General features: G+C 66.6%; 21 protein-coding genes and 3 tRNA genes. 14 read left to right on the forward strand and 10 right to left on the reverse strand.

Translation table 11 applies throughout. The features are described 5' to 3' along the window. Positions 1–9: 9 nt before the first annotated feature. The 3 genes from ABWW33_RS23300 to ABWW33_RS23310 form a co-directional block, all read right to left on the reverse strand. The gene (locus ABWW33_RS23300) at positions 10–2,643 is read right to left on the reverse strand and encodes a molybdopterin-containing oxidoreductase family protein (RefSeq protein ID WP_353403940.1); all 2,634 of its coding nucleotides are present in this window, start codon (positions 2,641–2,643) and stop codon (positions 10–12) included. A gap of 2 nt (positions 2,644–2,645) precedes the next feature. Next, positions 2,646–3,377 (reverse strand): 4Fe-4S dicluster domain-containing protein, encoded by a 732-nt coding sequence (locus tag ABWW33_RS23305; protein WP_176652928.1) that lies wholly within the window; start codon positions 3,375–3,377, stop codon positions 2,646–2,648. 86 nt (positions 3,378–3,463) lie between these two features. After that, a complete protein-coding gene (locus tag ABWW33_RS23310; protein ID WP_353403941.1) occupies positions 3,464–4,120 on the reverse strand; it encodes a CGNR zinc finger domain-containing protein in 657 nt (218 codons plus the stop codon). Positions 4,121–4,247: 127 nt separating this feature from the next. Between ABWW33_RS23310 and ABWW33_RS23315 the strand changes: the two genes are divergently transcribed. The 3 genes from ABWW33_RS23315 to ABWW33_RS23325 are packed head-to-tail and all read left to right on the forward strand — an operon-like array spanning position 4,248 to position 6,265. Further along, the gene (locus ABWW33_RS23315) at positions 4,248–5,102 is read left to right on the forward strand and encodes an alpha/beta fold hydrolase (protein WP_353403942.1); all 855 of its coding nucleotides are present in this window, start codon (positions 4,248–4,250) and stop codon (positions 5,100–5,102) included. Positions 5,103–5,116: 14 nt separating this feature from the next. Continuing rightward, positions 5,117–5,500 carry a nuclear transport factor 2 family protein gene (locus tag ABWW33_RS23320; RefSeq protein WP_176652925.1) on the forward strand — a complete coding sequence of 128 codons (384 nt, stop codon included), beginning with the start codon at positions 5,117–5,119 and terminating at the stop codon, positions 5,498–5,500. A 9-nt stretch (positions 5,501–5,509) separates the two neighbouring features. Next, positions 5,510–6,265: an SDR family oxidoreductase gene (locus tag ABWW33_RS23325; protein WP_353403943.1), complete on the forward strand. Its 756-nt coding sequence runs from the start codon at positions 5,510–5,512 to the stop codon at positions 6,263–6,265. A gap of 12 nt (positions 6,266–6,277) precedes the next feature. On the opposite strand, the gene ABWW33_RS23330 is transcribed toward ABWW33_RS23325, so the two are convergent. Continuing rightward, complete coding sequence (locus ABWW33_RS23330; RefSeq protein ID WP_353403944.1) at positions 6,278–7,498, reverse strand: MFS transporter; 1,221 nt, start codon at positions 7,496–7,498, stop codon at positions 6,278–6,280. Between the two features lie 118 nt (positions 7,499–7,616). Here ABWW33_RS23330 and ABWW33_RS23335 point away from each other — a divergent pair, with 118 nt between their 5' ends. The 3 genes from ABWW33_RS23335 (at position 7,617) to ABWW33_RS23345 (ending at position 12,005) form a co-directional block, all read left to right on the forward strand. After that, entirely contained in the window at positions 7,617–8,510 is an 894-nt protein-coding gene (locus ABWW33_RS23335; RefSeq protein WP_353403945.1) for a LysR family transcriptional regulator, read from the forward strand. Positions 8,511–8,576: 66 nt separating this feature from the next. Then, positions 8,577–10,154 carry a S41 family peptidase gene (locus ABWW33_RS23340; protein ID WP_353403946.1) on the forward strand — a complete coding sequence of 526 codons (1,578 nt, stop codon included), beginning with the start codon at positions 8,577–8,579 and terminating at the stop codon, positions 10,152–10,154. Between the two features lie 81 nt (positions 10,155–10,235). Next, positions 10,236–12,005 (forward strand): M14 family metallopeptidase, encoded by a 1,770-nt coding sequence (locus ABWW33_RS23345; protein ID WP_353403947.1) that lies wholly within the window; start codon positions 10,236–10,238, stop codon positions 12,003–12,005. A gap of 55 nt (positions 12,006–12,060) precedes the next feature. Here ABWW33_RS23345 and ttcA read toward each other — a convergent pair whose 3' ends face one another. The 3 genes from ttcA to ABWW33_RS23360 are packed head-to-tail and all read right to left on the reverse strand — an operon-like array spanning position 12,061 to position 14,202. Next, positions 12,061–12,999: a tRNA 2-thiocytidine(32) synthetase TtcA gene (gene ttcA / locus ABWW33_RS23350; RefSeq protein WP_176652919.1), complete on the reverse strand. Its 939-nt coding sequence runs from the start codon at positions 12,997–12,999 to the stop codon at positions 12,061–12,063. After that, positions 12,996–13,394: a dihydroneopterin aldolase gene (locus ABWW33_RS23355; protein WP_176652918.1), complete on the reverse strand. Its 399-nt coding sequence runs from the start codon at positions 13,392–13,394 to the stop codon at positions 12,996–12,998. The genes ttcA and ABWW33_RS23355 overlap by 4 nt, the downstream gene beginning before the upstream one ends. Positions 13,395–13,419: 25 nt before the next feature. Next, positions 13,420–14,202, reverse strand: a complete 783-nt coding sequence (locus ABWW33_RS23360; protein ID WP_176652917.1) for an SDR family oxidoreductase — start codon at positions 14,200–14,202, stop codon at positions 13,420–13,422. Positions 14,203–14,260: 58 nt separating this feature from the next. On the opposite strand from ABWW33_RS23360, the gene ABWW33_RS23365 reads away from it, so the two are divergent. Continuing rightward, a complete protein-coding gene (locus tag ABWW33_RS23365; protein ID WP_353403948.1) occupies positions 14,261–15,412 on the forward strand; it encodes a class I SAM-dependent methyltransferase in 1,152 nt (383 codons plus the stop codon). Between the two features lie 116 nt (positions 15,413–15,528). Beyond that, positions 15,529–16,563 carry a J domain-containing protein gene (locus ABWW33_RS23370; RefSeq protein ID WP_353403955.1) on the forward strand — a complete coding sequence of 345 codons (1,035 nt, stop codon included), beginning with the start codon at positions 15,529–15,531 and terminating at the stop codon, positions 16,561–16,563. Between the two features lie 18 nt (positions 16,564–16,581). On the opposite strand, the gene ABWW33_RS23375 is transcribed toward ABWW33_RS23370, so the two are convergent. Further along, positions 16,582–18,306 carry a methyl-accepting chemotaxis protein gene (locus ABWW33_RS23375; RefSeq protein WP_353403949.1) on the reverse strand — a complete coding sequence of 575 codons (1,725 nt, stop codon included), beginning with the start codon at positions 18,304–18,306 and terminating at the stop codon, positions 16,582–16,584. Between the two features lie 22 nt (positions 18,307–18,328). After that, positions 18,329–18,805 carry a chemotaxis protein CheW gene (locus ABWW33_RS23380; protein ID WP_176652914.1) on the reverse strand — a complete coding sequence of 159 codons (477 nt, stop codon included), beginning with the start codon at positions 18,803–18,805 and terminating at the stop codon, positions 18,329–18,331. A 252-nt stretch (positions 18,806–19,057) separates the two neighbouring features. Between ABWW33_RS23380 and ABWW33_RS23385 the strand changes: the two genes are divergently transcribed. After that, complete coding sequence (locus tag ABWW33_RS23385) at positions 19,058–20,641, forward strand: DUF3369 domain-containing protein (RefSeq protein WP_176652913.1); 1,584 nt, start codon at positions 19,058–19,060, stop codon at positions 20,639–20,641. An 18-nt stretch (positions 20,642–20,659) separates the two neighbouring features. Then, positions 20,660–22,189: an HDOD domain-containing protein gene (locus ABWW33_RS23390; protein WP_176652912.1), complete on the forward strand. Its 1,530-nt coding sequence runs from the start codon at positions 20,660–20,662 to the stop codon at positions 22,187–22,189. Here ABWW33_RS23390 and ABWW33_RS23395 read toward each other — a convergent pair. Then, entirely contained in the window at positions 22,176–25,460 is a 3,285-nt protein-coding gene (locus tag ABWW33_RS23395) for an EAL domain-containing protein (protein WP_353403950.1), read from the reverse strand. The two genes, ABWW33_RS23390 and ABWW33_RS23395, sit on opposite strands and share 14 nt — an antisense overlap. A gap of 206 nt (positions 25,461–25,666) precedes the next feature. Between ABWW33_RS23395 and ABWW33_RS23400 the strand changes: the two genes are divergently transcribed. The 4 genes from ABWW33_RS23400 to ABWW33_RS23415 form a co-directional block, all read left to right on the forward strand. Beyond that, a tRNA-Tyr gene (locus ABWW33_RS23400) sits at positions 25,667–25,750 on the forward strand. A gap of 58 nt (positions 25,751–25,808) precedes the next feature. Next, positions 25,809–25,882: transfer RNA gene (locus ABWW33_RS23405), tRNA-Gly, on the forward strand. A gap of 53 nt (positions 25,883–25,935) precedes the next feature. After that, positions 25,936–26,010, forward strand: a tRNA-Thr gene (locus tag ABWW33_RS23410). Positions 26,011–26,118: 108 nt separating this feature from the next. After that, positions 26,119–26,367, forward strand: a 249-nt coding sequence (locus ABWW33_RS23415) for a GTP-binding protein (RefSeq protein WP_353403951.1), incomplete at its 3' end; no start/stop codon positions are given.

Genomic DNA, 26,367 nt, shown 5'->3' on the forward strand with positions numbered 1-26,367 from the left:
CGCCGCGCGTCACACCTTGCGCAGGGAACATACAGTGTCGAACCAGGCTTGCATGCCCACCAGCGGTTGCGGGTTAATCGGCAGCAAAGCGTTGATATTGACGCCGTTGCCGCGTCCGCCGTTTTTCTTGTCCCACCAGACTCCCGCATTGAGGTCGTCCGGCTCCGGCGCGGGGCCGAATGCCTTGGCCGCATCGGGGGCGATGCCATGCGCCGCCACCTCCACCCGTCGTCCGCTGCGCCCTTCGGCTGCGCGGCCGCCGCTGATCCAGCCCAGCGAGTTCGATACCGCCACCACGCGTGGATGGATGCCGCGCGTGACGAATACCCGCAGCTGGGCCGAGCCGATTTTTTCCCCTGTGCCGCGATAGGCCTGCTGCGCTGGCTGGCTGGCCGCCCCGGATCGCGGCCGGTAGGTCGTCAGCTCGACCAGGTCGCCGTTCTTCAGGCCGAGCTTTTTCGCGGTGGCCGCGTTGATCCACATCGGGTTGTCGTGCACGATCTCGCTCAGGTATTTCTGCGATGCGGTGCGGCCCTGGGTATGGACGTTCCACTTGAAGGTGGTGAGGATGAAGCGGTCCTTCGGCAAATCACGGTGCCACGGCACTTGCGCGAAAGTGGGCATGCCGTCGTCCGCGATGCCCAGCGTGCCGGCCACCAGCGCGACCTCCGGCGCATGCACTTCAAACTTGCGCGACGGCGTGGCGAACCCGCGCACCGCCTTGCCGCCGGCCGACAGTCCGATCGCGCTCTCCTTGCCCTTGTCCCCGGTGCGGTAGATCACGCCGCTGGCGGCGTCGACGCGGCTGCCGTCAAGCTGCTGGGCGCTCAGCGGCTTCTGGAACACATCGTAGGGCTTGGGCTGCGAACGGTCCACGTACACGCCGTAGTGCTTCATGTACTCGAAGCCGTCCTTGAACTGTCGTCCGTCCGGCCCGGTGGCGGGCAGTTTGGAGCACTGGACGCGCACGAAGTCTTCGTGGCTGCCGAACTGGAAGTATTTCGCCTGCTCGGGAGCGAGCCGGCGGCCGATCTCGAACAGCACGTCGGCGAAACTGCGCGCCTCGCCCGGCGGCGTCACGACCGGCTGGCGCAGCGTGACGAAATGCTGCAGCTCCATGTTGTTGCGGATGTCCATGCCCCAGCGTTCGAGGTAGCTGGCGTCCGGCAGGATCAGGTCGGCGTAATGGGCCATTTCGGAGTACACGACATCGGAGCAGGCGTGGAACGGGATCAGCTTCTCGTCGAGCAGCACCTCGACCGTGGTGCTGCGGCCTTCGGGCCAGGTCATCGGCGACGCCAGCGTGTAGCTGAGGTAGACGTCCAATTTGGCGCGCCCCTGGCGCAGATAATCGTACACCACCTGTCCGACCTTCATCTTCTGCCAGCGGTTGGCCAGCGGCCACTCGGGCGGATCCTCCAGATCGGTGCGGATCTTCGGCGCCGGCGGCAGCGGCAGCGGTTGTGGATAGCGGCTGATCGACAGCTTTTCCTCCAGGCCGTAGCAGTAGCCGCCAGGCCGGGCGATCGAGCCGACCAGCGCATTGAGCATGATGACCGCCCGCTCCGCGTTGAAGCCGTTGTAGTGGGCGCCGGCGCCGCGGTTGGTGAAGGCCGCCACCGCCGGCCGCTTGCGCGCGAACTCCAGCGCCAGGCGCTCGATGTCGCGCGCCGCGATGCCCGACAGCCCCGCCGCCCACGCCGGCGTGCACGGCGCCAGCCAGTCGCGGATGGTGGCCAGTCCGGGCTGGACGAAGTTGGCGATGAACTCGTGATCGATCTCGTTCTCGCGCACGATCACGTGCGCCATCGCCAGCGCCACCGCACCGTCGGTGCCGGGAAACGGTTGATGCCATTCGTCGCTGCGGCCGGCGGTGTTGGACAGGCGCACGTCGAACGTCACCAGCTTGGCGCCGTGGTCGAAGCGGGCCTTGACCACCCGGCTCACCAGATGCAGGCCGCCTTGATGCGCCTCGTAGAAGTTGGCGCCGAAATTGAGGAAGTAGCGGCAACGCTCGGCGTCGATCGATTCCCAGTCGGTCTCGCCGAGCGAGACGTAGTTGGCCGCGCGCTTGTTGGACGAGCACAGCGCCCGGTGGTTCAGCTGGACCGGCGTGCCGATCGCGCTGAGGAAGCGGTTGATCTCGGCGTCGATGCGGGACCGGCCCTGGTGCAGCGCGACCCGTTCCGGATGGCCGCTGGCGATGCTGGCCTTGATGCGTTCGGCCACCTCGTTGTACGCCTGTTCCCAGCTGATGCGCTGCCAAAGGCCGGCGCCGCGCGCACCGGCGCGCTTGAGCGGGTAAAGCAGCCGTTCCGGATAGTCGTTGATGGTCGGTCCCGACTGCCCCTTGGCGCAGGTCATGTAGCTGCCCATGTTGGGATCGAGCGGATTGCCGCGGATCTTGATGACCTTGTTGTCCTGCACGAAGGCTTCGATGCCGCAGACGGTCGAGCAGTTCAGGCACACGCTGGTCGTGCGCCGGGCGGTGCGGTAGTCGTTCTTGACCTTGCGCCGGGCGCCGTCGGCCAGCGGCCGGTAGTTCAGCGCGCCGGCGGCGTTCGGCGTCAGCAGGATGGTCTCTCCCAGGCCCAGGCCGGCCATCGAGCCGATGCCGCTCCGGATAAATCCTCGACGGTCCATGCTCATTCTCCCCGGGTTTTGCCGGCCACCGGCGGCGCCGGCGAGAACGCCGGCTTCAGCTGGTCCCAGGTGTCGATCTCGTACGAGAACGGATCGTGGCTGCGGCCCTTGGGCACCTTGTGCTCCATCGCGCGCGGCACCACGCCGCCCAGGCCGCGGTACTGCACCAGCGGCCGGGTGTTTTCCTCCGGCTTGAGCGCCGCCACCTGCTGGCGGTGTACGGCGTGGAACTGGTTGATCTTGCTGGCCGGATCGTTCAGGTCGCCAAACGCGAACACGTCGGCCGGACACGCTTCGACGCAGGCCGGCGCCATGTCGGCCGCCAGCCGGTGCGAACAGAAGTCGCACTTGTCGGCCACTTCGGCGACCGGATCGATGTGGATGGCGCCGTAGGGGCAGGCCTTGATGCAGTCGCGGCTGCGGTCGCAGGCGGCGTCGTCGATGCGGACGATCCCGTCGGCGCCGCGCGCGATCGCATCGTTTGGACACGCCTTCAGGCAGGGCGCGTCCTCGCACTGCATGCACAGCGTCGGCAGGAAGGCGCGCCGGGTTGTCGGCTGATGGTTGTAGGGATTGACCGCGGCGTAATCGTAGTAGTACACCTTGGTGCGGAAGTGGCCGAGCGAGACCGAGTTCTCCACCTTGCACGCCACCGAACAGGCATGGCAGCCGATGCAGCGCTCAAGGTCGATCGCCATGCCCCATTTGGGGCCGGCCGCGATGGGTGTGGTCATCAGACTCTCCTTGAGAAACTTGAAAAATGCCGGGCCGTGCCAAGCGTCTCAGAAGATTAGACCACAAAAAAGACCCCGCGCAGTTCTTATGCGGCTTGCTGTTTCATGCGGGCGCGATACGCCGCCTGCTTGGCGCGGTTGCCGCAGATCGCCATGCTGCACCAGCGGCGCGCGTGGCCCTGGGTGCGGTCGTGGAACAGCAGCGTGCAGGTGGCCGACTCGCACTTTTTCACTTGCGAGAAATCGGCGGAGCAGACCAGGTCCGCCATCGCATCGGCGATCGGCGCCAGCAGCGTCGCCGGTGAGCGCCAGCGGCGCAGCGTCGTCCTGGCCAGGCCGGACACCGGTTCGTCTGCCGTCTCGCCGCCGGACGGCGCATCTTCGCGTATGCCGATGAGGCGATAGGTCTCGTCCTTCTCCAGCAAGGCGTTCAGCGGCGCCAGTTCCAGCAGCGCGCTTTTGGCCAGCATGCCGCCCTTGTGGCGGTACACAAACTCGCGAAACCATTCGCGCAACTCGCGCGCCTGCGAGGCCACCCGATCCAGTTCGGCCGGCGCGGCATTGGCGTGCATCCACGCCGCCGTCTCTGGCGGCAGCAAGCGCGCCTGCTCCAGCCACGACAGCAAATCTTCTCCGTTCGCCAGCCATTCGACCTGCTTGCCGGTGGGCTTGGCGACTGAATTCAAAAAGTCGAGACCAGGCGCATCGGCCAGGAACATGGCGGCAGGGCGGGTGTTCGTCATTCCAGTTTTCCCAAAGTGCGTTCTATGGCTCAAATATAACCTGATAAAAAGCGCTTGACAAGTTACTTTTGGCGATAGTAACCTGTATTTAGCATTTTAACGGGTTACTAAATTTAAGGAGCCAACCATGAATCCAGTCCACAACCGCACCGTCGACATCGACGGCCTGAACGTTTTTTATCGCGAAGCCGGTCCGGCCGATGCGCCCGCCATTCTTCTGCTGCACGGCTTTCCCAGCTCCAGCCACATGTTCCGCGATCTGATTCCGCTGTTGTCGCCGCACTTCCGCGTGGTGGCGCCGGACCTGCCGGGTTTCGGCCGCACGGACCTGCCGGGCCGCGACGCCTTCCACTACACCTTCGACGCGCTGGCCGGCGTGATCGACCGCTTTACCGAAAAAGTGGGACTGACGCGTTTTGCGATGTACGTGTTCGACTACGGCGCGCCGGTCGGCTGGCGCCTGGCGATGAAACATCCGGAGCGGATCGGCGCCATCATTTCGCAGAACGGCAACGCCTATGAGGAGGGACTGAGTGCAGGCTGGAATCCGATTCAGGCGTACTGGCGCGACCCCAGCGCGGAGAACCGCAACGCCCTGCGCGCCATGCTGACACCGCAGACCACCATCTTCCAGTACACCCACGGGGTGGCCGATCCATCGCTGGTTTCGCCGGACGGCATGTCGCTCGATGACCACTACCTGGCCCGCCCCGGAGCGGACGAGGTGCAGCTGGACCTGTTCCTGGACTATGCAAGCAATGTCGCGCTGTATCCCGCCTTCCAAGATTACCTGCGCGCGCACCAGCCGGCCCTGCTGGCGGTATGGGGCAAGAACGATCCGTTCTTCCTGCCGGCCGGCGCCCAGGCGTTTGCGCGCGATGTGCCCAATGCAGATGTCCGCTTCTTCGACACCGGCCACTTCGCGCTGGAGACCCATGCCGGCGAGATCGGCGCCGCGATCATCGAATTCCTGACCAAATAAACGGAGACCGTACCATGAAGGACAATATCGAAATCATCCGCAGTTTCTATGCGGCGCTGGCGGCGGAACAGGCGCCGCGCGCGCTGGCCCTGATGGCCGACGACATCGAGTGGACCACGATGTGGCAATACAAGGTGGAAGGGCGCGGCCCGCAAAAAGTCGCCGAAGGCGTGCTGATGCCGATGATGAAGGAGTGGCGCGAGGTGGCTTTCGTGCCGACCGAATTCATCGCGCAGGGCGCCGCCGTGGTGTCGCTGGGCGTGTTCAACGGCGTGCACGGCTCCACCGGGAAAAGCGCCGAGGCGCGCTATGCCCACGTATGGACGGTGGTCGATGGCCGCATCGCCAGCTTCCGCCAGTACATCGACACGCTGGCCGTCGCCGAGGCATGCGCATGAGCGGCCACCGTGATCGTCACCGGCGCCAGCCGGGGCATAGGACGGGCCGCGGCGACACGCCTGGCGCGCGACTTCGCACAGGTGGCGATCGTCGCCCGCAGCGCCGAGTCGCTGGCGGAAACGGCGGCGCGCATCCGCGAGGCCGGCGCGGAAGCGCTGGTGTTGAGCGAGGACCTGCGCGAACCCGAAGCCGCGCGGCGCGTCGTCGCCCGCACACTGGAGCGTTTCGGCCGCGTCGACGCGCTGATCAATGTGGCGGGTGCGGTGGCGCCGGCCGACCTGTTCTCGATGAGCGACGAGGAATGGGACGACGGACTGGCGCTGAAACTCCACGGCGCGCGGCGCCTCACCATCGCGGCGTGGGACGCGCTGAAGCAGTCGCGCGGCGCGGTGGTGCTGACCTCCGGCGCCACGGCGCTGGCGCCCAAAGCGGCAATGGCCGCGGTGGGCACCGTCAATGCCGCGGTCAACGCGCTGGCCAAGGCATTTTCCGAGCGCGGCGTCGTCGACGGCGTGCAGGTCAACAGCGTGCTTCCGGGGTCGGTGCTCACCGACAGGCGCCGGGCGATGCTGGTCAAATACGCGCAAGCGCGCGGCCTGACGATGGAAGACGGCATGCTGCGCTACGCCGCCGAGGCGGGCATCAGCCGTCTCGGGCAGCCGGAAGAAGTGGGGGATTTGATCGCCTTCCTGGTATCGCCGGCCGCCCGCTGGATGACCGGCGCCGCGGTGCGGATGGACGGCGGCGAGGTCGGCTCGGTGTGAGCCGCTCCTGCCTCACGCCGGCGTGCGCAGCGCAGCTGTGCGGCCGGCGTATTCCGTCAGCCAGTAGAGCAGGGCTGCGCCGTTGAAGGCCATGCCGGTCAGCAGCGCGGCGTGCCAGCCGTGCGTCGCGAACATCCAGCCGCCCAGCGCGGAGCCGAGCGCGCCGCCGGCGAAGAACAGCGCGAAGTACACGCCGTTCAAGCGGCTGCGCACTTCCGCGCCCAGCGAGAAGATGGCGCGCTGGCCCAGCACCAGGTTGGCCGCCACGCCCATGTCCAGCACGATGGACGCGATCACCAGGATGCCCAGCGCGACGTGGCGCAGCTCCGGAACCTGCGGCGCCACCAGCGGCAAGGCGAAGCCGGCCACGCCCAGCGCCAGCGCGGCGGCGGTGGCCATCAGCGTGTGGCCGGCGTCGGCCAGGCGGCCGGCGATGGGCGACGCCACCGCGCCGGCCATGCCGACCAGCGCGAAGATCGCGATGCCGGTTTGCGACAGGTGGAACTGCGGTCCGGCCAGCATCAGCGGCGTGACGGTCCAGAACAGGCTGAAGGAGCCGAACAGGCCGGCGTGATAGGCGGCGCGGCGGCGCAGCAGCGGCGTGCGCAGGAACAGGTGCCAGAGGGAGGCCATCAGCGCGGGATACGAGATCTTCGACGCCGGCATGCGCACCGGCAGCTTGGCGCGCAGCACCAGCGCCACTGCCAGCACGACCACGGCGGCGCCGCCGAACACCACGTGCCAGTTGGACCAGTCGGCGATCAGGCTGGCGGCGGGGCGGGCCAGCATGATCCCCAGCAGCAGGCCGCTGACCACTTTGCCGACCGTGTGGCCGCGCGTAGCCTCCTTCGACAGATGCGCCGCGAACGGCACGATGATCTGCGCCGCAACGGAGCCCAGGCCGATGCCCAGTGCGGCGGCCAGGAACATCCAGGCGCTGGTGCTGAACGCGGCCAGCACCAGCATGGCGGACGTGAACAGCAGGCCGCCGACGATCAGGCGGCGGTTTTCCAGCAGGTCGCCCAGCGGCACCACGAACAGCAGGCCGAGGGTGTAGCCGATCTGGGTCAGCGTGACGATCAGGCCGGCCGCCTGGGCCGACAAGCCGGTGGCGGCGCTGATCGGCCCGACCAGCGTTTGCGCGTAGTACAAATTGGCGACGATCAGCCCCGTCGCCGCGGCCAGCAGCAGCACCATGCCTGGGCTGATGTCGTCTTTTGCGGTATTGCTCATGTTGATTCCTCAAGTGGGATGGGATGAGCAAATTCTAGGCAAAAGCGGAGCAAAGATAATTAGGGCATAATGGTCCTATACTTTTCACATTATGTGAACAATGGACAGATTGAAAGCCATGCAGACTTTCGTCCGCATTGTGGAGGCGAACAGCTTCACCAAGGCGGCCGAGACGCTGGACCTGCCGCGCGCCGCGCTGACGGCCACGATGAAAAACCTGGAAGCCTTCCTCGGCGTTCAGCTGCTGCAGCGGACCACGCGCCGGCTGTCGCTGACGCCGGACGGCGCCGACTACTTCCAGAAATGCCTGGACATCCTGCAGGCGGTGGAAGCGGCCGAGGACACGTTTCGCGGCCAGGCCGCCAGCCGGCCCAAGGGACGGTTGCGGGTCGAACTGCCGGGCGCCGTCGGCCGCCTGCTGGTGATGCCGCACATCGCCGGCTTCTGCCGCGAGTATCCCGATATCGACCTGGTCGTCAGCCTGACCGAACGCCTGGCCGACGTGACGCAGGAGGGACTGGACTGCACGCTGCGCGTGGGCGAGCTGCAGGATTCGGCGCTGGTCGCGCGGCGCCTGGGCAGCATGCGCTTCCTGACCTGCGCCGCGCCGGACTATCTGGCGCGCCACGGCGTGCCGCAAACGCCGGACGACTTGCGCGCGCATCGCGGCATCATGCATTTTTCTGGCCGCACCGGCCGGCCGTTCGACTGGGACTACATGGTCGACGGCCGTGTCGTCATTGCCGATATCCGCGGCGCGATCGCCGTCACCGACCCGGAGGCCTATATCATCTGCGCCCTGCAGGGCATGGGCCTGATCCAGGCGGCGCGCTACCAGGTGCGCGACCACCTGGCCAGCGGCGCGCTGGTCGAGGTGCTGGGCGCAACGCTGCCGGCGCCGATGCCGATCTCGCTGGTGTATCCGCAGGGCCGCATGGCGTCGCCGCGTCTGCGCGTGTTCGCCGACTGGCTGGCGGGCCTGTTCCGCGACGATCCGGACTTGCAAACTTGAAAATTGTAAAAGACATTGCAATAAAGCATGAAACGGCGGTGCACCCACTATAATTCAGCGATGAAAATGCATCCCGCCCTTGTCGCCTTTGCGATCCTGTCGACCGCCTTGAGCGGCTGCGGCGGAGATTCTCATCCGATTGCGCCGGGAGCCCCGGAGCAACCCGTCACGCCCCCTGTGACGCCGCCAGTCACGCCACCCGTGGAACCGCCTGTCGAGCCGCCGGTGACGCCGCCAGTCACTCCGCCAGTTACGCCACCGGTCGGGCCACCCGTCATCGATCCCAATAATCCACCGGAATGGCTCTCGTTGAAGTCGCATTGCGAGCATCCGCTGCCAGGCAGCAGCGAGATGCAGGGCACGCTGCACGACGAAATGAAATGGCTGCGCTCCTTCTTCGACGCCACCTATCTCTGGTACAAGGAGATTCCAGCCGATCTGCGGTTGGAGGATTACAGCCGCGCGGTGGACTATTTCGCTGTGCTGAAAACACCGGCGGTCACCGCGTCCGGCCGCCTCAAGGATCGCTTCCACTTCACCTATCCGACGCCCGCATGGGAAGCGCTGTCCAATGCCGGCACCGAACTGGGATACGGCCTGACCTGGGTGCGCAACGCGGATCCGGCGGCGCCGCGCACCTGGACGCTGACGATGGTGCACCCGGATTCGCCCGGTGCCGCGGCTGGCCTGCGGCGCGGCGACGGCCTGGTATCGGTCGATGGCGTGGCCATAGCCGATACCAGCGTCGCCGGCGTAGCGGCCCTCAACGCCGGACTGTTCCCGGTCAAGGCCGGCGAAACGCACCAGTTCATATTGAACCGCGCCGGCGTCCAGATCAGCGCCGCGATGACGTCGGTGCAAGTGGTAAAACCGCCGGTACAAAACGTCAAGCTGCTCGACACGCCGACCGGCAAGGTCGGCTACCTGCTGTTCAACGAACACAATGCGGTGGCGGAGGGGCAGTTGTTTGGCGCATTCACGATGCTGAAGCAGGCTGGCATCGCCGACCTGGTGCTGGACATGCGCTACAACGGCGGCGGCTATCTCACCATCGCCGCCGAACTGGCCTACATGATCGCCGGGCCGCAACCTACCACCGGCAAGGTGTTCGAGCAGCCGGTGTACAACGATAAAACCAAGGTGCAACCGCCCCAGTATTTCCAGGCCACGGCGGCCGGCTACAAATCAGCGGCGACGGTCAAGAATGGCACAGCGCTGCCGTACCTTGGCCTGAAGCGGGTGACCGTCCTGACCACGCCGGGTACGTGTTCGGCGAGCGAGTCGGTGATCAACAGCCTGCGCGGAGTCGATATCGAGGTCAACCTGGTCGGCGGCGAGACTTGCGGCAAGCCGTACGCCTTCACGCCGGCCGACAATTGCGGCACCACCTATTTCGCCATCCAGTTCCAGGGCGTGAACAACAAGGGTTTCGGCGACTACGCGGACGGCTTCGCGCCGACCTGCCGCGCCGACGACGACCTCGCGCATGCGCTGGGCGATCCGGCCGAAGGCGTGCTGGCGGCGGCCCTGAGTTATCGCGCCACCGGAGCCTGCCCGGCGGTCGCGCTGCGCAGCCGCCAGATCTCCGGCGGCATGCTGCTGGTGCGGCCGGAAGCGAAGGAAATTTCGATCCGCGATCGCTGACGCACAAAGCCGACTATAATTTTCAAGGTCTCCGATGCCGGTGCAGGCATCGGCCTCTCAACCCTTGCTGGAAGCCCGTCCATGATTCGTTCCGCCATACTGCTTGCCTTTGCCACCACCACCGCCGGCGCCTTCGCCGCCGCTCCTGCCTCCCCACTGAGTACGATCTCCGAACGCTCCGGCTTCCAGAACACCGGCCGCTATGACGAAGTCGCCGACCTGTGCGCGCGCTTCCAGAAGGCGTATCCGAAGCAGGTGCGCTGCTTCAGCTTCGGCCGCACGCCGGAAGGACGGACCATGCTGGCGATGGCGGTTACCCGCACGGGCGCGCTGACCGCCGAGCAGGCGAAGAAACGCGGCATCCCGGTCATGCTGATACAGGGCGGCATCCACGCCGGCGAAATCGACGGCAAGGACGCCGGCTTCCTGGCCGTGCGCGAGGCGCTGGAAAACAAGGCGGCGCCGGGCGCATTGGACAAGCAGGTGCTGTTGTTCGTCCCGGTGTTCAACATCGACGGCCACGAACGCTTCGGCAAGTGGAACCGTCCGAACCAGCGCGGCCCGGTGGAAATGGGCTGGCGCACCACGGCGCAGAACTACAACCTGAACCGCGACTACGTCAAGGCCGACGCGCCGGAAATGCAGGCCATGCTGGCGCTGGTGAACGCCTGGGATCCGCTGGCCTACATCGACCTGCACGTGACCGACGGCGCCAAGTTCCAGCCCGACGTCTCGATCCAGGTGGAGCCGGTGCACGGCGGCGACGAGGCGCTGAAGACCGCCGGCGCGGCGCTGCAGAACGCCGTCATGGCGGACCTGAAGTCGCAGGGTTCCGATCCCAAGCCGTACTATATTTCGTTCGACAAGGACGATGATCCGGCTTCCGGCTTCGTCGACAGCATGGCGACGCCGCGCTTCTCCACCGGCTACTTCCCGCTGCGTAACCGCTTCGCGATGCTGGTCGAGACCCACTCGTGGAAGGACTATCCGACCCGCGTGCGCATCACCCGCAACACCATCGTCTCGCTGCTGTCGCAGGTGGCCGCGCACGGCAAGGAATGGCAGAAGCTGACGCAGGAAGCGGACGCGCGCGCCGCCGCCATGGCCGGCGCCGAGGTCCCGATCAGCTACCGCACCACCTTCAACGTCAAGACCATCCAGTTCCCCGGCTACGAATACACGCGCGGCTACTCGGAAGTGTCGGGCGGCCTGATGACGCACTACGACGAGAGCAAGCCGCAGATGTGGACCGTGCCGCTGCGCGACGAAGTGGTGCCTGACCTGAAGATCGCCGCTCCGCAAGGGGGCTACCTGGTGCCTGCGGCCGATGCCGCATGGGTAGGCGCCAAGCTGGCGCAGCACGGCATCGGCTACAAGGTGGTGGCGTCGGACCAGATGTCGGCCGAAGTCGAAACCTTCCGCGCGACCAAGACCAAATTCGGCGCGCAGTCGTTCGAAGGCCACCAGTCGCTGGCGGTGGAAGGCGACTGGGCGCGCGAGCGCCGCAGCCTGGCCAAGGGCGCGCTGTTCGTGCCGATCGCGCAGCCGAAGGCGCGCCTGGTGATGGCGATGCTGGAGCCGCGCGGCGCCGATTCGCTGCTGGCCTGGGGCGAGTTCAACAACGCCTTCGAGCGCAAGGAATACATGGAGGAGTACGTGGCGGAGGACGTCGCGCGCGAACAGCTGGAAGCCGATCCGGCCCTGCGCGCCGAGTTCCAGAAAAAGCTCGACAGCGACGCGGAGTTCAACAAGAGCCCAGCCAAGCGGCTGGAATTCTTCGCCCGCCGCCATGCGTCATGGGATGAGCGCTTCAACCTCTACCCGGTGATGCGCACCGCGCAGAAGTACTAATCAAAAACCAAGCAAAAAAAACGGGCCTCGGCCCGTTTTGTGTTGTAAGGCCTGGTCAGCCTTGTTGCAGCGGGATGATGCCGGGCACGGTAGCCGGCGTCGAGCATGGCTCCTCGTCGAAGGCGATGTCGCCCAGCGGGTTGGCCTGGCCGTCGGCCTTGATGTCCTTGAAGCCGAACAGGTCGCGGTCCATCAGGTGCGACGGCACCACCGTCGACAATGCCGAGAAGATGTTCTCGACGCGGCCCGGATGCTTCTTCTCCCACTCGCGCATCAGGCCCTTGATCTGCTTGCGCTGCAGGTTTTCCTGCGAGCCGCACAGGTCGCACGGTATGATGGGGAAGCCTTTGACTTCGGCGTAGCGCTCGGTGTCTTCTTCCTTCACGTAGGCCATCGGGCGGATCACCATGTGCTTGCCGTCGTCCGACACCAGCTTGGCCGGCATGCCCTTGAGCTTCCCTCCGAAGAACATATTCAGGAAGAAGGTCTCGAGGATGTCGTCGCGGTGGTGGCCCAGCGCGATCTTGTTGCAGCCCAGCTCATCGGCCACGCGGTACAGGATGCCGCGGCGCAGGCGCGAGCACAGCGAGCAGGTGGTTTTGCCTTCCGGGATCAGGCGCTTGACGATGCTGTAGGTGTCCTGGTTCTCGATGTGGAACGGGATGCCCAGCTGCTTCAGGTAGGCCGGCAGGATGTGGTCGGGGAAGTTGGGCTGCTTCTGGTCCAGGTTGACGGCGACGATCTCGAAGTCGATCGGCGCGCGCTCGCGCAGCGTCATCAGGATGTCCAGCAGCGCGTAGCTGTCCTTGCCGCCCGACAGGCAGACCATGACCTTGTCGCCCTGCTCGATCATGTTGAAGTCGCCGATGGCCTGGCCGACCAGGCGGCACAGGCGCTTGTGCAGCTTGTTGTTTTCCAGCGCGATTTTTTCGGCCGACTTGCCGGCCGGCTTGTCGATCGCTGCGGCCGCTACGTTGTCCAGTACTGCGTTCATACGTTTTCCTTGATTTTGAATACTTCCACGCCCACGCCTTCGCAGTCGGGATACACGTCCGGCTTCATGGTCGACACGCGGGCCGCGCGCACGCGCGGGTGTTCCAGCATGGCGTGCACGATGTCGTCGCACAGGCTTTCCTGCAGATGCACGTGGCCGCGCGCCATCAGCTTGGCGATGGTGTCGCGCATGAAGTCGTAGTCCACCACTTCCTCCAGCTGGTCCTTGACCGGGGTGGAGACGGCCAGCGGGATATACAGGTCGACGTTGATCAGCAGACGCTGCTCGCCCTTTTTCTCGAACTCGTAGACGCCGATGTTGATCAACACTTCGTAGTTGCGCAGGAACAGGCGGCGGCAGTCGTTCAGTTGCGGGTGAATCAGGGCGGACAGCATGGATAACCTTCTTTCGATTTTAAATTTATTTGGCCAAAAACATCACGTCGCGCGGCAGCGCCATCAGGTGCTGGCCGCCGTCGACCAGCAGCGTGGTGCCGGTCAGCGCGCGCGCCGTGGCGGCGTAGACCACGCTGTCGGCGATATCTTCCGGGGTGCTGGAGCGGCCCAGCGGGGTTTGCCGGTGCGCTTGGGCGAAGCCGGCTTCGGTCTGGTCGCCGGACACCATCGTGATGCCGGGCGCGATGCCGACCACCCGCACCGTCGGCGCCAGCTGCTGCGCCAGCATCGTGGTGGCGGTGTGCAGGGCCGCCTTGGACAGGGTGTACGACAAAAAATCAGGATTGAGATTGTACAGTTTTTGGTCGAGCAGGTTGATGACGACGGTTTGCGCGCCGGCCGGCGTGGCCGCGTGCAGCGCCTGCGCCAGCAGCACCGGCGCGGCGACGTTGGCGCGCATGTGGGCGTCCAGCCGGGCGGCGGTGAAGTCGGCGGCGTTGTCGTAGTCGAACAGCGAGGCGTTGTTGACCACGCAGCCCACGGGCCCCAGCGCGGCCATGGCGCGCGGCAGCAGCGCGCGCACCGCGTCCTCGTCGGACAGGTCGCACTGCAGCGCGACGGCGCGCCGGCCCAGCGCGGCGATCTCCGCCGCCACCTGGCGCGCCTCCGCCTCCGAGGCCCGATAGTGCACCGCCACGTCCCAGCCGGCGCGCGCCAGGCCGAGCGCGATGGCGCGGCCGATGCGGCGCCCGGCGCCGGTGACGAGGGCGGTTCCGGCCCCGGATGAATTGTCCTGTGCTGTGATCATGCTGTCCAAAATGAGTGGTTCTGGCGGCGACGCGCGCCGATTCGCTACAATGCCGGTTATGTCCCTACCCGTACCTTCCAGTGACGCGCTGGCCGCGTCCCACGCCCTGCAGCACCTGATCGCCGCCGAAATCGAGCGCAACGACGGTGCCATCTCCTTCGCCCGCTATATGGAACTGGCGCTGTACGCCCCCGACCTGGGTTATTACAGCGGCGGCTCCGCCAAGCTGGGCAAAGATGGCGATTTTACAACCGCGCCCGAGCTCACGCCGCTGTTCGGCGCCGCCCTGGCACAGGTCGCAGCCGCTATTATCGCCCAAAGCGCGCCGAACATCCTCGAATTCGGCGCCGGCACCGGCAAGCTGGCGTTCGACATCCTGAGCGAGATGGCCGTCGCCGGCGTGCACGTCGAGCGCTATTTCATCGTCGAGCTGTCGGGCGAGCTGCGCATGCGCCAGCAGGAAAAGCTGCGCGGCTTTGCGCAGGTGGTGTGGCTGGACGAGTTCCCGGACGCCTTCGACGGCGTGGTGGTCGGCAACGAGGTGCTCGACGCGATGCCGGTCCACCTGGTCACCAAGCACCCGGACGGCTGGCAGGAGCTGCGCGTGACGGTGCGCGACGGCCGCTTCGCCTACCTGGAGGCGCCGGCCGGCGAGGAGTTGCAGGCGCAGATCGCGCTGCAGATCGCCGAACATGACAGCCTGCCGGTCGGTTACGTGACCGAAGTGCATGGCGTGGCCTGCGGCTTCATGGCGACGCTCTCGCGCATGCTGCGCAACGGCCGCGCCAACGCCGCCATGCTGTTCGACTACGGCTTCCCGGCGCACGAATATTATTTCGGCCAGCGCGCGGCCGGCACGCTGATGTGCCACTACCGCCACCACGCGCACGCCGACCCGTTTTATTACCCCGGCCTGCAGGACATCACCGCCCATGTCGATTTCACCGCGATGGCGCTGGCGGCGCAGGAGGCCGGCGTCGAGGTGCTGGGCTATATGAACCAGGCCGGCTTCCTGATCGGCGCCGGCGCCGGCGAGCTGCTGTTGCGCACCGACCCGTCCGACACCATGGCCTACCTGCCGCAGGCGGGCGCGCTGCAAAAACTGCTGTCGCCGGCCGAGATGGGCGAGCTGTTCAAGGTATTGGTGATCGGCAAGAACGTCATCTTGCCGGACGCCATTACCGCCCACGACCGTACCCACCGTTTGTAGATAGAATGGCACAATAGGCAGAATAGCAAGCGTTTTCCGCAGCAGTTCGCCGGGTTGGCGGGCGCGAGATCGGATATGATGAATGACGCGCGCTCGCCGGCAAACAATTAGGAATGATGGGAAAGATACACACACACTATGACAACCTGAAGGTGTCGCGCATGGCGCCGCAGGAAGTCATACGTGCCGCCTACAAGGCGCTCAGCCAAAAATACCACCCGGACAAAAATCCGGGGGATGAGAAGGCTGCGCGCATCATGGCTATTCTCAACAGCGCCTACGACACCCTGTCCGACGCCCAGCGCCGCAAGGAACACGACGAGTGGATCGCCGCCGAGGAGTGGGAGATCGAGTGGCTGGAGAGCACCCGCCACGAGGATGGCCGCGGCGGCGACAAGCATCGCCACGACGCGCCCGAACGCGCCTGGGGCCCGGAGCATGTCAACGAGGTGCAGCACACGCGGCGCCTCGGCGGCTGGCGGCTGTGGGGCAGCCTGGCGGCCTGCCTGGCGCTGGGCTGGGCCGGCGGCGCGACCATGGTTTCCGATCAGCATCTGCTGTCGTCCGCGCTGGCGGCGGCCTGGGGCGGCAAGGCCGGCAAGGACGACGACGCCGCGGCCAAGCCCGAGGTGCGCGCCGTCAAGCCTGACGCCAAGAGCGAGCTGCGCGAGGCCTGGGCGACGACGCGGCCGTATTATCCGGAAGCGAACGGCGCCAAGCCGGCGCCGATCAAGGTGCTGGCCTTGTCGCAGGTGATATTGCCGAGCGCCGGCGCCGATTGCGACGCCGAAGCGCAGACCCTGGTCGCGCCGAACGGCGAGCCGTGGCCGACGCAGTCGGGCTACATGACCGGCTTCCCGGTCAGCAACCGGGGCGAGGACATGCAGCTGACGCTGGACAACGCCGGCAATGCCTCGTCGGTGTTCATCAAGGTCTACGACACCGAGCGCCACGCCAATGTGCGCTACGCCTACGTGCAGGCGCACGACAAGCTGGTGGTGGACAAGCTGGCCAACGGCAAATACGAAATCCGCTACCAGAACCTCGATATCGGCGCCAACCAGAGCGGCTGCGCGCCGGCCGGACCGCAATCGAGCCGGACGGCGGCCGCCGGCGCGGAAGTGGTGGCGGCGCCGCCGGTCAACAACTAAGTCTTCAGAACCGGGTCTTCAAAACTCTTCCCAGCCCCCGTCCAGTTCTTCCTTCGGCTTGGCTGCCGGCCTGGCCGCTGGTTTTGCCGCTGGTGTCGCGGCTGGTTTTGCCGCAGCCAAGGCCGCCGTCAGCCGCGGCGCGGCGGCCTTGGCCGGCGCCGCCTTTACCGCCGGACGCGGCGCGGCCACGGCCGGGCCGCCGCTCAGTTTGAAGACGCTGACCGAGGCCGACAGCGTGGCCGCCTCGTCCTGCATGCTTTGCGCGGCGGCGGCGGCCTGCTCGACCAGCGCGGCGTTCTGCTGCGTCATCTCGTCCATCTGCGAAATCGCTTCGTTGACCTGCTCGATGCCCAGGCTTTGCTCGTTGCTGGCCGAGGTGATCTCCGCCATGATGTCGGCCACCTGCTGTACCGACGTGACGATCAGGCCCATGGTCTGGCCGGCCTCGTCGACCACCGCGCTGCCGCCGTCGACCTTTTCCACCGAATCGTCGATCAGCACCTTGATCTCCTTGGCCGCCGTGGCCGAGCGCTGCGCCAGGCTGCGCACCTCGGATGCCACCACCGCGAAGCCGCGTCCCTGTTCGCCGGCGCGCGCCGCTTCAACGGCGGCGTTGAGCGCCAGGATGTTGGTCTGGAAGGCGATGCCGTCGATGACGCCGATGATGTCGACGATCTTGCTGGAGCTGGCCTTGATCGACCCCATGGTGTCGACCACCTGCGCCACCAGCTCGCCGCCGCGCGTGGCCACCGACGACGCCGAGATCACCAGCTGGTTGGCCTGGCGCGCGTTGTCGGCGTTCTGCTTGACGGTCGACGTCAGCTGTTCCATCGACGAGGCGGTTTCCTCCAGCGAGCTGGCCTGCGATTCGGTGCGGCCGGACAGGTCCATGTTGCCGGTGGCGATCTCGCCCGAGGCCTGGCTGATGGTGCTGGTGCTGCGCCGCACTTCGTGCACGGTGGAAGCCAGGCTGTCGTTCATGTGCTTGAGCGCGGTCAGCAGCTCGCCGGTCTCGTCCTGCGAGTGCACCTCGATGCGGGTGGTCAGGTCGCCGGCGGCGACCGACTTGGCGATGTCGACCGCCTCCTCCAGCGGGCCGGTGATCGAGGCGGTGATCCACAGCGCCAGGGCGGCCGAGGCGATCAGCGCGACCACGCCCATGACGATCATCATGTTGCGCGAAAAATCGATGTGGCCGGTGGCGACCTTGCCGCCGTCCTCGATGTCGGCCTTCTGCTGCTTGACCATGGCGCTGGTCAGTTCCAGCAGCGCGTCCAGGTCGGGGAAGGTTTCCTTGTTCATCAGCTCGGCGGCCTTGTCCCTGTCGTCCGCCTCGACCATGTCGGCCACCTTCAGGAACGACACGCTGTAGGCGGCGCGCGCGGCCTGGATTTTCGCCAGCAGCGCCTTTTCCTCCGGCGTGTCGGTCAGCGCGGCCAGCGTGGCCAGCGCGGCGTCGATGGTCTTCTTGTCTTGGTCGATCCGCTCGTAGCTCTTGGCGCGCAGCGCCTTGTCGGTGACGACGAACAGGGCCAGCACGCGGCGCGCGTCCTCGCGCGCGGCGCTGTCGATGACGGAGGCGGCCGAGGCGCTGGGCCAGTCGCGTTCGACGATGCCCTTGGTGCTGCTGCTGATGGAGCCGAAGCGGCCGATCGCCGTCGCGATCATGATCAGCATTAGCAGGACCATCAGGCCGAAGCCGGCGCTGAGACGGGTTTTTATCTTGTAGTCGGTCAGGTTCATGATTGCCTAATTGAGGTGTGGTTCAGGTGGCGGCGACATCCATCAGGCCCATCTCTTCGCTGGACATCAGCTTGTCGATGTTGACCAGGATGAGCATGCGTTCGTCGATGGTGCCCAGCCCGATCATGTAGTCGGAACTGAAGGCGGTGCCCATCTCCGGCGCCGGCTTGACCTGCTCCGGTGTCAAGGTGGTGACGTCGGAAACCGAATCGACCACCATGCCGACCACGCGGCCGTTGATGTTGAGGATGATGACGACGGTGAACTGGTCGTACACCGGCGCGCCGAGGTTGAACTTGATGCGCATGTCGACCACCGGGATGATGATGCCGCGCAGGTTGATCACGCCCTTGATGAATTCCGGCGCGTTGGCGATGCGGGTCACCGCTTCGTAGCCGCGGATCTCCTGCACCTTGAGGATATCGATGCCGTATTCTTCGGAGCCGAGGGTGAAGGCCAGGAACTCCCTGCCGGCGATATCCGAGGCATTTTCTTGCATGACGAACGCTCCCTGTTATTGTCCTTGAAATGTTGATCCCCGCGTTGCCTGCATCAGTCGTCCGCGGCGCCGCGATCCTTACAAATGGCGTATCAAGAGTATCAGAGTCGGCAGGCGATGACGAGCCTGGAAAAGTCGCGTATTGTAAAAACGCGCACCTCTGTTGCTATCGTTTCCGATGGGGGTTGTCACAGGGGGGGAATCTGATTATGCTAGGCTTAAGATTAGCCTAGCGCCCCACCAGGAGACCGTATGACCGATTCCACCGCCGCAGACGACAACTGGCTGATCGACGAAGACGAAGAAGAGCTTCCGGTCGCCGGTCTGGGCGCCCCGGATCAGCGTTTATGGCGGGTGCTGATCGTCGACGACGACGTCGACGTCCACGCCGTCACCCGCCTGGCGCTGCGCAATGTCAGCTTCAAGGGCCGCGAGCTGGAACTGTTCTCGGCCTACAGCGGCCGCGAAGCCTACGACATCCTGCGCGACACGCCGGACATCGCGCTGGTGCTGCTGGACGTGGTGATGGAGACCGACGACGCCGGCCTGATCCTGGCGCGCCGCATCCGCGAGGAACTGCATAATCCTATCGTGCGGGTGGTGCTGCGCACCGGCCAGCCGGGCCAGGCGCCCGAGCAGCGCGTGATCATCGAATACGACATCAACGACTACAAGGCCAAGACCGAGCTGACCACGCAGAAGCTGTTCACCACGGTGATCTCGGCGCTGCGCGCGTACGAAAGCCTGAACATGCTCGAGCGCAGCCGCATCGGCCTGGGCAAGATCCTGGCCGGCGCCACCAACCTGTACCAGATCCACTCGCTGCGCGAATTCGCCTCCGGCGTGTTGAACCAGGTCAGCGCGATCCTCGACGTCGGCTCGGACGGCGTGCTGTGTCTGATGCAGGGCGACACCGGCGTCACCACCGTGGTGGCGGCCACCGGCGGCTACGCCCAGCTCAACGAGTCGGAACTGATGCCGACCGGGCACCCGCTGTGGCCGACCATCGCCAAGGCCTTCGCCGAGAAAAAGAGCCAGTTCGACCACCCGGCCAATGTGCTGTTCATCCACACGCAGGAAAACCGCGAGGTGGCCATTTCCGTCACGCCGCCATGGCCGCTGGCGCAGATCCAGCGCGACCTGCTGGAAGTGTTCTGCCAGCGCATCGCCGCCGCGTTCGACAACCTGTACATGTTCGGCCAGCTGCGCAAGGCGCAGGAGGCCACCGTGGTGGCGCTGGCCGACCTGGCCGAGTTCCGCGACAGCGGCACCGGCGGCCATGTGCGCCGGGTGCAGATGCTGTCGTCGTCGCTGGCCAACCGGCTGGCCGAGCGCGGCGTCTATGCCGACGAGATCACGCCGCAACTGCTGGAGATGATAGGCCTGGCCAGCATCCTGCACGACGTGGGCAAGGTCGCCACGCCGGACCACATCCTGCTCAAGCCGGGACCGCACACGCCGGAAGAGCGGGCCGAGATGCAGACCCACGCGGCGGTCGGCAAGTCGATCCTGGAGCGCGCCGCCCACATGGTCGACGGCGTCAGCTACCTGACCTACGGCGCGGAAATCGCCGGCGGCCACCACGAGCACTTCGACGGCAACGGCTATCCGAACCAGCTGGCGGGGCGCGCGATTCCGATCTCGGCGCGCATCGTCGCGGTGGTCGATGTGTTCGACTCGCTGCTGCACGAGCGTCCGTACAAGGAGCCGTGGCCGCACACCGAAGTGATGACCTACATTAAGGACCGCGCCGGCAAGCAGTTCGATCCCGAGGTCGTCGCCGCGCTGCTGGACTTGATCGAGCGCGACCCGACCATCGGCCACACGCCGGACTAAGCCAGATCGAATCATGCCATGCCAACCACCACCGCCCCCCATGACGGCGAACTGCGGCCGGTGCGCGGCGCGCTGCTGAAGAAACTCAGCGGCGACGAAGGCATGTTTGCGCTGGGCGCGTCGGTGGCGCGCGTGGTGCAGCTGGCCGATTCCGACGACCAGGGCACGCAGAGCCTGGCCTACTACGTGCTGTCGGACGTGGCGCTGACGCAGAAGGTGCTGCGGCTGGCCAACACGCCGACCTACCGCGCCGCCGGCGGCACCGCCGTCACCACCATCTCGCGCGCGATCTCCCTGCTCGGCTTCGACAACGTCAAGACCACGGCGATGGCCATGCTGCTGGTCGACACGCTGGCCAACAGCCGCCACGCGCACAGCGTGCGGGTCGAGCTGGAGGCGGCGCTGTGCGCCAGCCTGGTCGGCCGCGAAATGGCGCGGCTCAGCGTCTACCAGGGCGCCGAGGAGGCGGCGATCGGCGCGCTGTTCAAGAACATCGGCGCGCTGGTGGTGGCCTCGCACGAGCACGCGCTGTTCCGCGAGATCGCGCTGCTGACGGCGGCCGGCAAGCTGACGCAGGCGCAGGCCGCGCTGCAGGTGCTGGGCTGCAGCTACGACAGCCTGTCGGCCGCCATCCTCAACGAATGGAAGATCCCCGACGTGATCGTGCGCTCGCTGGCGCCGCTGCCGCCGGGCGCGCAGAAGCCGGCCGCCAGCCGCCAGGAGTGGATGCGCCAGGTGGTGTCGTTCAGCATGGACACGGCGCGGCTGCTGGCGCGGCGCCTGCCGGCCGACGGCGACGAGGGCAGGGCGCTGGCGCAGCGCTACGGCGCGGCGCTGAACCTCGACCCCGACCGGCTGGCGCTGCTGTTCAGCACCGTGGCGCGCGACATGGACGGGCTGCTGGAGAGTTTGCAGATGGGCGGGCAGGCCGACCCCGACGAACCCGGCGCGGGCCTGCCCAGCGTGCTGGCGCAGGCGGCGATGGGCGCGGCCGAGCCGCAGCAGGGCGCCCACCCCAGCGGCAAGCCATACAACGCGCGCGACCTGCTGCTGGCCGGCGTGCAGGAGGTGACGCAGATGCGCGCCGGCGGCCACGGCAAGGTCAACGACATCATCCAGGCGGTGCTGGAGACGCTGTACCGCGGCATGGGCTTCCGCTTCGCCGCGGTGTGCCTGAAGGACGTGCGCAGCGGCCAGTACCGGGCGCGCGTGGCGTTCGGCGAGCGCCACGCGGAGCTGCAGGCGGGCTTCGTGTTCCCGGTGTCCAGCGACGGCAGCCTGTTCCACCTGGCGATGGAGAACAACGCCGACCTGATGATCGCCGACGCCAGCGCGCCGAAGATCCGCGCGCTGCTGCCGGAATGGCACCGCAAGCTGCTGCCCGACGCGCGCAGCTTCATCGTGCTGCCGCTGGTGGTGAACGGGGTGCAGCTCGGCCTGTTCTACGCCGACCGCGCGCTGCCGGCGGCGGAAGGCGTGCCGCCCGACGAGACCTCGCTGATCCGCGCGCTCAAGGGGCAGGTGCTGGTGGCGCTTACGCCGGCGTGACGCTGGCCTCGGCCGCCGCGGTGGCCGAAGCCGCGCTGCGCACCATCGCCTCGAACTGGGCCACCGGCATCGGCCGCGCGAACAGGTAGCCCTGCGCCTCGTCGCACTGCTTGGAGCGCAGGAAGTCGCGCTGCGCCTCGGTCTCCACGCCCTCGGCCACCACGCCCAGGCCCAGCGAATGGGCCAGCGCGATGGTGGCGGCGACGATCACCGCGTCGTTCGGGTCGCTCTCGATATCCTTGACGAAGCCGCGGTCGATCTTGATGCGGTCGATCTCGAACAGCTTCAGGTAGCTCAGCGACGAATAGCCGGTGCCGAAATCGTCGATCGCCACCTTGATGCCGCGCGAACGCAGCTCGACCAGCAGCGCGCGGCTGCGTTCCGGATCCTGCATCGCGGCCGATTCGGTGATCTCCAGTTCCAGCAGCGACGGCGCGATGCCGTGGCTGGCGATCAGCCGGTCCAGGTGCGGCAGCAGGCCGGGGCCGTGGCACTGGCGCGCCGACAGGTTGACCGCCAGCCGCAGGTGGGCCAGCTCCGGCGTGCGCCACGACGCCAGCAGCCCGCTGGCGCGCTGCAGCACCCAGTCGCCCAGCGGCAGGATCAGGCCCGATTCCTCGGCGATCGGGATGAAGCGGTCCGGCCCCACCATGCCCAGCTCCGGATGGTGCCAGCGCAGCAGCGCCTCGGCGCCGATGATGCGCTGCGTGGCCAGTTCGACCTGCGGCTGCAGGTACAGCTCGAATTCGTTTTGCTCCAGCGCCTGCCACAGGCGGTTCTCCAGCAGCAGGCGCTCGTGGGTGGCGCTGTTCATCGCGGCCGAGAAGAACTGGAAGTTGCCGCGGCCCTGGCTCTTGGCCGCGTACATCGCGGTGTCGGCGTGGCGCAGCAGGGTGCTGCCGTCCTCGCCGTCGGACGGGAACATGGCGACGCCGACGCTGGCGCCGCTGTGCACGGCCTTGCCTTGCAGCTGGTACGGCGCGCTCAGCGAGTCGACGATGCGCACGGCGATGTTGGACGCCTCGTCCGGCGTGACCGGGCCGGAGGTGACGACGATGAATTCGTCGCCGCCGAGGCGGGCGATGATGTCGACTTCGCGCATCAGCTCCCGCAGGCGCTGGGCCACCGCCGCCAGCAGCAGGTCGCCGGTCTGGTGGCCGTGGGTGTCGTTGATTTTCTTGAAGTGGTCGAGGTCGATGAACAGCACGGCGGCGCTGCCGTTGGCGCGGCGCGTCTGCGCCAGCAGCTGGTCCAGCCGCAGGTTCAGCGACAGCCGGTTATCGAGGCCGGTCAGCGTGTCGTGGTGGGCCAGGCGGTGGATGCGTTCCTGCGCCAGCTGCTGCTCGGTCAGGTCGTGCAGGATGGCGACGAACAGGTGCTCGTCGGGCAGCTCCACCTCGCTGACCGACATCGCCAGCGGGAACTCGCTGCCGTCGCTGCGCCAGCCGGGCAGCTCGTATTCATGGGTGACGCCGCAGGCGATCATGCGCAGCAGGCCGGCCGCGTCGAGGCCGGCGGCGTCGCCGACGCCGACCGGCAGCAGGCGGTCCAGCCGCAGCTTGATCATGTTTTCCGGCGCGTAGCCGAACAGGCGGCCGGCGGCGGCGTTGGCCGACATCAGCACGCCGTCGCCGTCGATGGTGAGGATGGCGTCGGCCGCCTTGTTCAGGATCGCCTGCAGCCTGGCTTCGCGCTCGCGCAGGCGCGAGGTGCTGTCCTTGACCTGGGCCTGGATGCGCGCGCGCTCGCCGCTGATCAGCATCATCAGAGTGCCCAGCAAACCGGTCAGCAGCAAGCCGCAGGTCAGCACGGTCCAGCTTTGCCAGCCGCGCTGCTGCTGCAGGTATTGCGGCGTCGGCGCCAAGGTCAGTTCGTAGATGCGGCCGCCGAAGTGCAGCTGGCGCTGGAAGTCGTCCGGCTCGACCGCGCGCCGCAGGTTGTCGCGCACCACGCGGCGCGGGCCGTCGTCGTCCATGTCCTCGAAGCGCAGCAGGAAGTGGCCGAACTCGGAGCGCTTCAGCGCCTGGTCGAGGAAGGCGCCGAACTGCATCGAGATCAGCAGCGAGCCGATGGCCTGGTGGCGGTTGTTGTTCGGATAGACAGTTTGCATCAACAGCAAGCCGGGGCCGTTCAGCGTGCGCGCCAGCTGCAGCGGCGCGGTGGCGGTGGGCTGGCCGGACTGGATCGCGCGCTCCAGCGCGGCGCGGCGGCTGTCCTCGGACAGGAAGTCCAGCCCCAGGTAGGCGCGGGCCGGGGCCGGTTCGACGAAGGTGGAGACGAAATAGCGCTGGCGCGGCGGCGCCACGCGCAGGGCGTCGGCGTCGTCGCGCTGGCGGATCGCGTAGTCGGGCGCGACGTGGACGCGGGCCCAGGCCTCGAACGCGCCGCGCTCGTTGCCGGCCACCGGCGTCAGCCAGGCCATCGACAGCAGCTCGGGGCGCTGGTCCAGGTAGCCGTGCGCCAGGTTGCTGAAGTCGTCCGCGCTGAGCGTGCGGCGCGGATCGTTGAGGGCCTTGGCCATCGCGTAGACGAAGCGTTCGTGTTCGCTGAACTGGGCCTGCAGCAGGTCGCCGGTCTGCTGCGCCTTGAGGCGGAAGGTTTGCAGCTGCTGGCTGTTTTCCCAGCGGTCGGCCTGCAGGTAGATGGCGATGAAGGCGGCCGCCGACAGCAGCAGCGGCAGGCCGACCAGCAGGCGCCGGCGCGACCACAGCGCGCGTGGGCGGCCGACGACGATCCACGTCAGCGGCGCGGCCAGCAGGATGCCGATGGTGTCGCCCATCCACCAGGCCAGCCAGTCGAAGATGACGGTGTCCCAGCGCAGGATGCCGACCAGCACCATGCCGCCCAGCGCGATGCTGCTGCAGACCACGGTGACCGTGCAGGCCAGCAGGATGAAGCGCACCACGTCGCGGCCGGAGCCGATGCCGGGATCGATGTAGCGGCGGAACAGGCCGCTGCCCAGCCATGCCTGCAGGGTGGCGCCGACGGCGGCGCCGAGCGCGCCCAGCAGCGCGGCGGAGGTGATGCCGGTGGGGCTGAGGGCGGGGTAGACCAGGTTGATCGCTAGCGCGCCCAGCGTGACGGCCGGCAGCAGGCGGGCGCCGCCGGTCACGCAGCAGGCCAGCGCGATGCCGGCCGGCAAGAAGATGGGGGAAGCATAACCGGGCGGCAACGCCAGCAGCAGACCGAGGCGGCCGGTACCGAAATAAAGGGCCAGCAGGCCCAGGTTCGCCAGCACCAGGCTGCGCAGACTACCGCTACGATTGTTCAACTGCGGGGCTCCAGATGTCACAATGGTCAGCCGATTGTATAGGAATTCGTTCAACATAAAAACAACACTTGCACATTTGCAGGAGGTGCAGTTAAAATCTCGCCCCGAAGCAGACGGTTCATCCTTCCAGCGCGAAAAAACGCAGTAAAAGCGCAAGGCGGGGTTGACAGGTCAAGGTAATTGCTTCATACTCTGCGGTTCCTCGCGGAGGGGTGGCCGAGTGGTTAAAGGCGACAGACTGTAAATCTGTTCTTTCGAGTACGCTGGTTCGAATCCAGCCCCCTCCACCAAGTTGTTGCAGGAAGACTGAGTGGTGCAGTGATAGAAGTGAAGAATTGAACAATCCTCGCGGGTGTAGCTCAATGGTAGAGCAGAAGCCTTCCAAGCTTACGACGAGGGTTCGATTCCCTTCACCCGCTCCAGTGTTGTTGCAATGCAGATGCGCAAGCAGGGCATCGTGAGCAGTACCCAATAAGCCCTTGTAGCTCAGTGGTAGAGCACTCCCTTGGTAAGGGAGAGGCCACGTGTTCAATCCACGTCAAGGGCACCAGAATTCGCAGTATCCGCAGCACCGCAGCATATATAAGTACATACGCAGCATCATCAAGACAGTCGGGCGCGAGCCCAGGCAATCACACCAAATCGTTAGGAGTCTAAAATGGCAAAAGAGAAATTCGAGCGGACCAAGCCGCACGTTAACGTCGGCACCATCGGCCACGTCGACCACGGCAAGACCACCCTGACCGCTGCGATCGCAACTGTTCTGTCGAAGAAATTCGGCGGCGAAGCTAAAGCATACGACCAGATCGATGCTGCTCCAGAAGAAAAAGCACGCGGCATCACCATCAACACCGCGCACGTCGAGTACGAAACCGCCGGCCGTCACTACGCTCACGTTGACTGCCCA

It is taken from the genome of Duganella hordei, from assembly GCF_040369125.1.
Taxonomy (GTDB): domain Bacteria; phylum Pseudomonadota; class Gammaproteobacteria; order Burkholderiales; family Burkholderiaceae_D; genus Rugamonas; species Rugamonas hordei.

Excerpts from the sequence above, each read along its gene's own strand:
- ABWW33_RS23370 (WP_353403955.1), top strand. The coding sequence starts at position 15,529 with ATGGGAAAGATACACACACACTATGACAACCTGAAGGTGTCGCGCATG.
- ABWW33_RS23335 (WP_353403945.1), top strand. The coding sequence starts at position 7,617 with ATGCAGACTTTCGTCCGCATTGTGGAGGCGAACAGCTTCACCAAGGCG.
- ABWW33_RS23360 (WP_176652917.1), bottom strand. The coding sequence starts at position 14,202 with ATGATCACAGCACAGGACAATTCATCCGGGGCCGGAACCGCCCTCGTC.
- ABWW33_RS23380 (WP_176652914.1), bottom strand. The coding sequence starts at position 18,805 with ATGCAAGAAAATGCCTCGGATATCGCCGGCAGGGAGTTCCTGGCCTTC.
- ABWW33_RS23320 (WP_176652925.1), top strand. The coding sequence starts at position 5,117 with ATGAAGGACAATATCGAAATCATCCGCAGTTTCTATGCGGCGCTGGCG.
- ABWW33_RS23310 (WP_353403941.1), bottom strand. The coding sequence starts at position 4,120 with ATGACGAACACCCGCCCTGCCGCCATGTTCCTGGCCGATGCGCCTGGT.
- ttcA (WP_176652919.1), bottom strand. The coding sequence starts at position 12,999 with ATGAACGCAGTACTGGACAACGTAGCGGCCGCAGCGATCGACAAGCCG.
- ABWW33_RS23330 (WP_353403944.1), bottom strand. The coding sequence starts at position 7,498 with ATGAGCAATACCGCAAAAGACGACATCAGCCCAGGCATGGTGCTGCTG.
- ABWW33_RS23305 (WP_176652928.1), bottom strand. The coding sequence starts at position 3,377 with ATGACCACACCCATCGCGGCCGGCCCCAAATGGGGCATGGCGATCGAC.
- ABWW33_RS23385 (WP_176652913.1), top strand. The coding sequence starts at position 19,058 with ATGACCGATTCCACCGCCGCAGACGACAACTGGCTGATCGACGAAGAC.
- ABWW33_RS23300 (WP_353403940.1), bottom strand. The coding sequence starts at position 2,643 with ATGGACCGTCGAGGATTTATCCGGAGCGGCATCGGCTCGATGGCCGGC.
- ABWW33_RS23345 (WP_353403947.1), top strand. The coding sequence starts at position 10,236 with ATGATTCGTTCCGCCATACTGCTTGCCTTTGCCACCACCACCGCCGGC.
- ABWW33_RS23355 (WP_176652918.1), bottom strand. The coding sequence starts at position 13,394 with ATGCTGTCCGCCCTGATTCACCCGCAACTGAACGACTGCCGCCGCCTG.
- ABWW33_RS23390 (WP_176652912.1), top strand. The coding sequence starts at position 20,660 with ATGCCAACCACCACCGCCCCCCATGACGGCGAACTGCGGCCGGTGCGC.
- ABWW33_RS23340 (WP_353403946.1), top strand. The coding sequence starts at position 8,577 with ATGCATCCCGCCCTTGTCGCCTTTGCGATCCTGTCGACCGCCTTGAGC.
- ABWW33_RS23375 (WP_353403949.1), bottom strand. The coding sequence starts at position 18,306 with ATGAACCTGACCGACTACAAGATAAAAACCCGTCTCAGCGCCGGCTTC.
- ABWW33_RS23315 (WP_353403942.1), top strand. The coding sequence starts at position 4,248 with ATGAATCCAGTCCACAACCGCACCGTCGACATCGACGGCCTGAACGTT.
- ABWW33_RS23365 (WP_353403948.1), top strand. The coding sequence starts at position 14,261 with ATGTCCCTACCCGTACCTTCCAGTGACGCGCTGGCCGCGTCCCACGCC.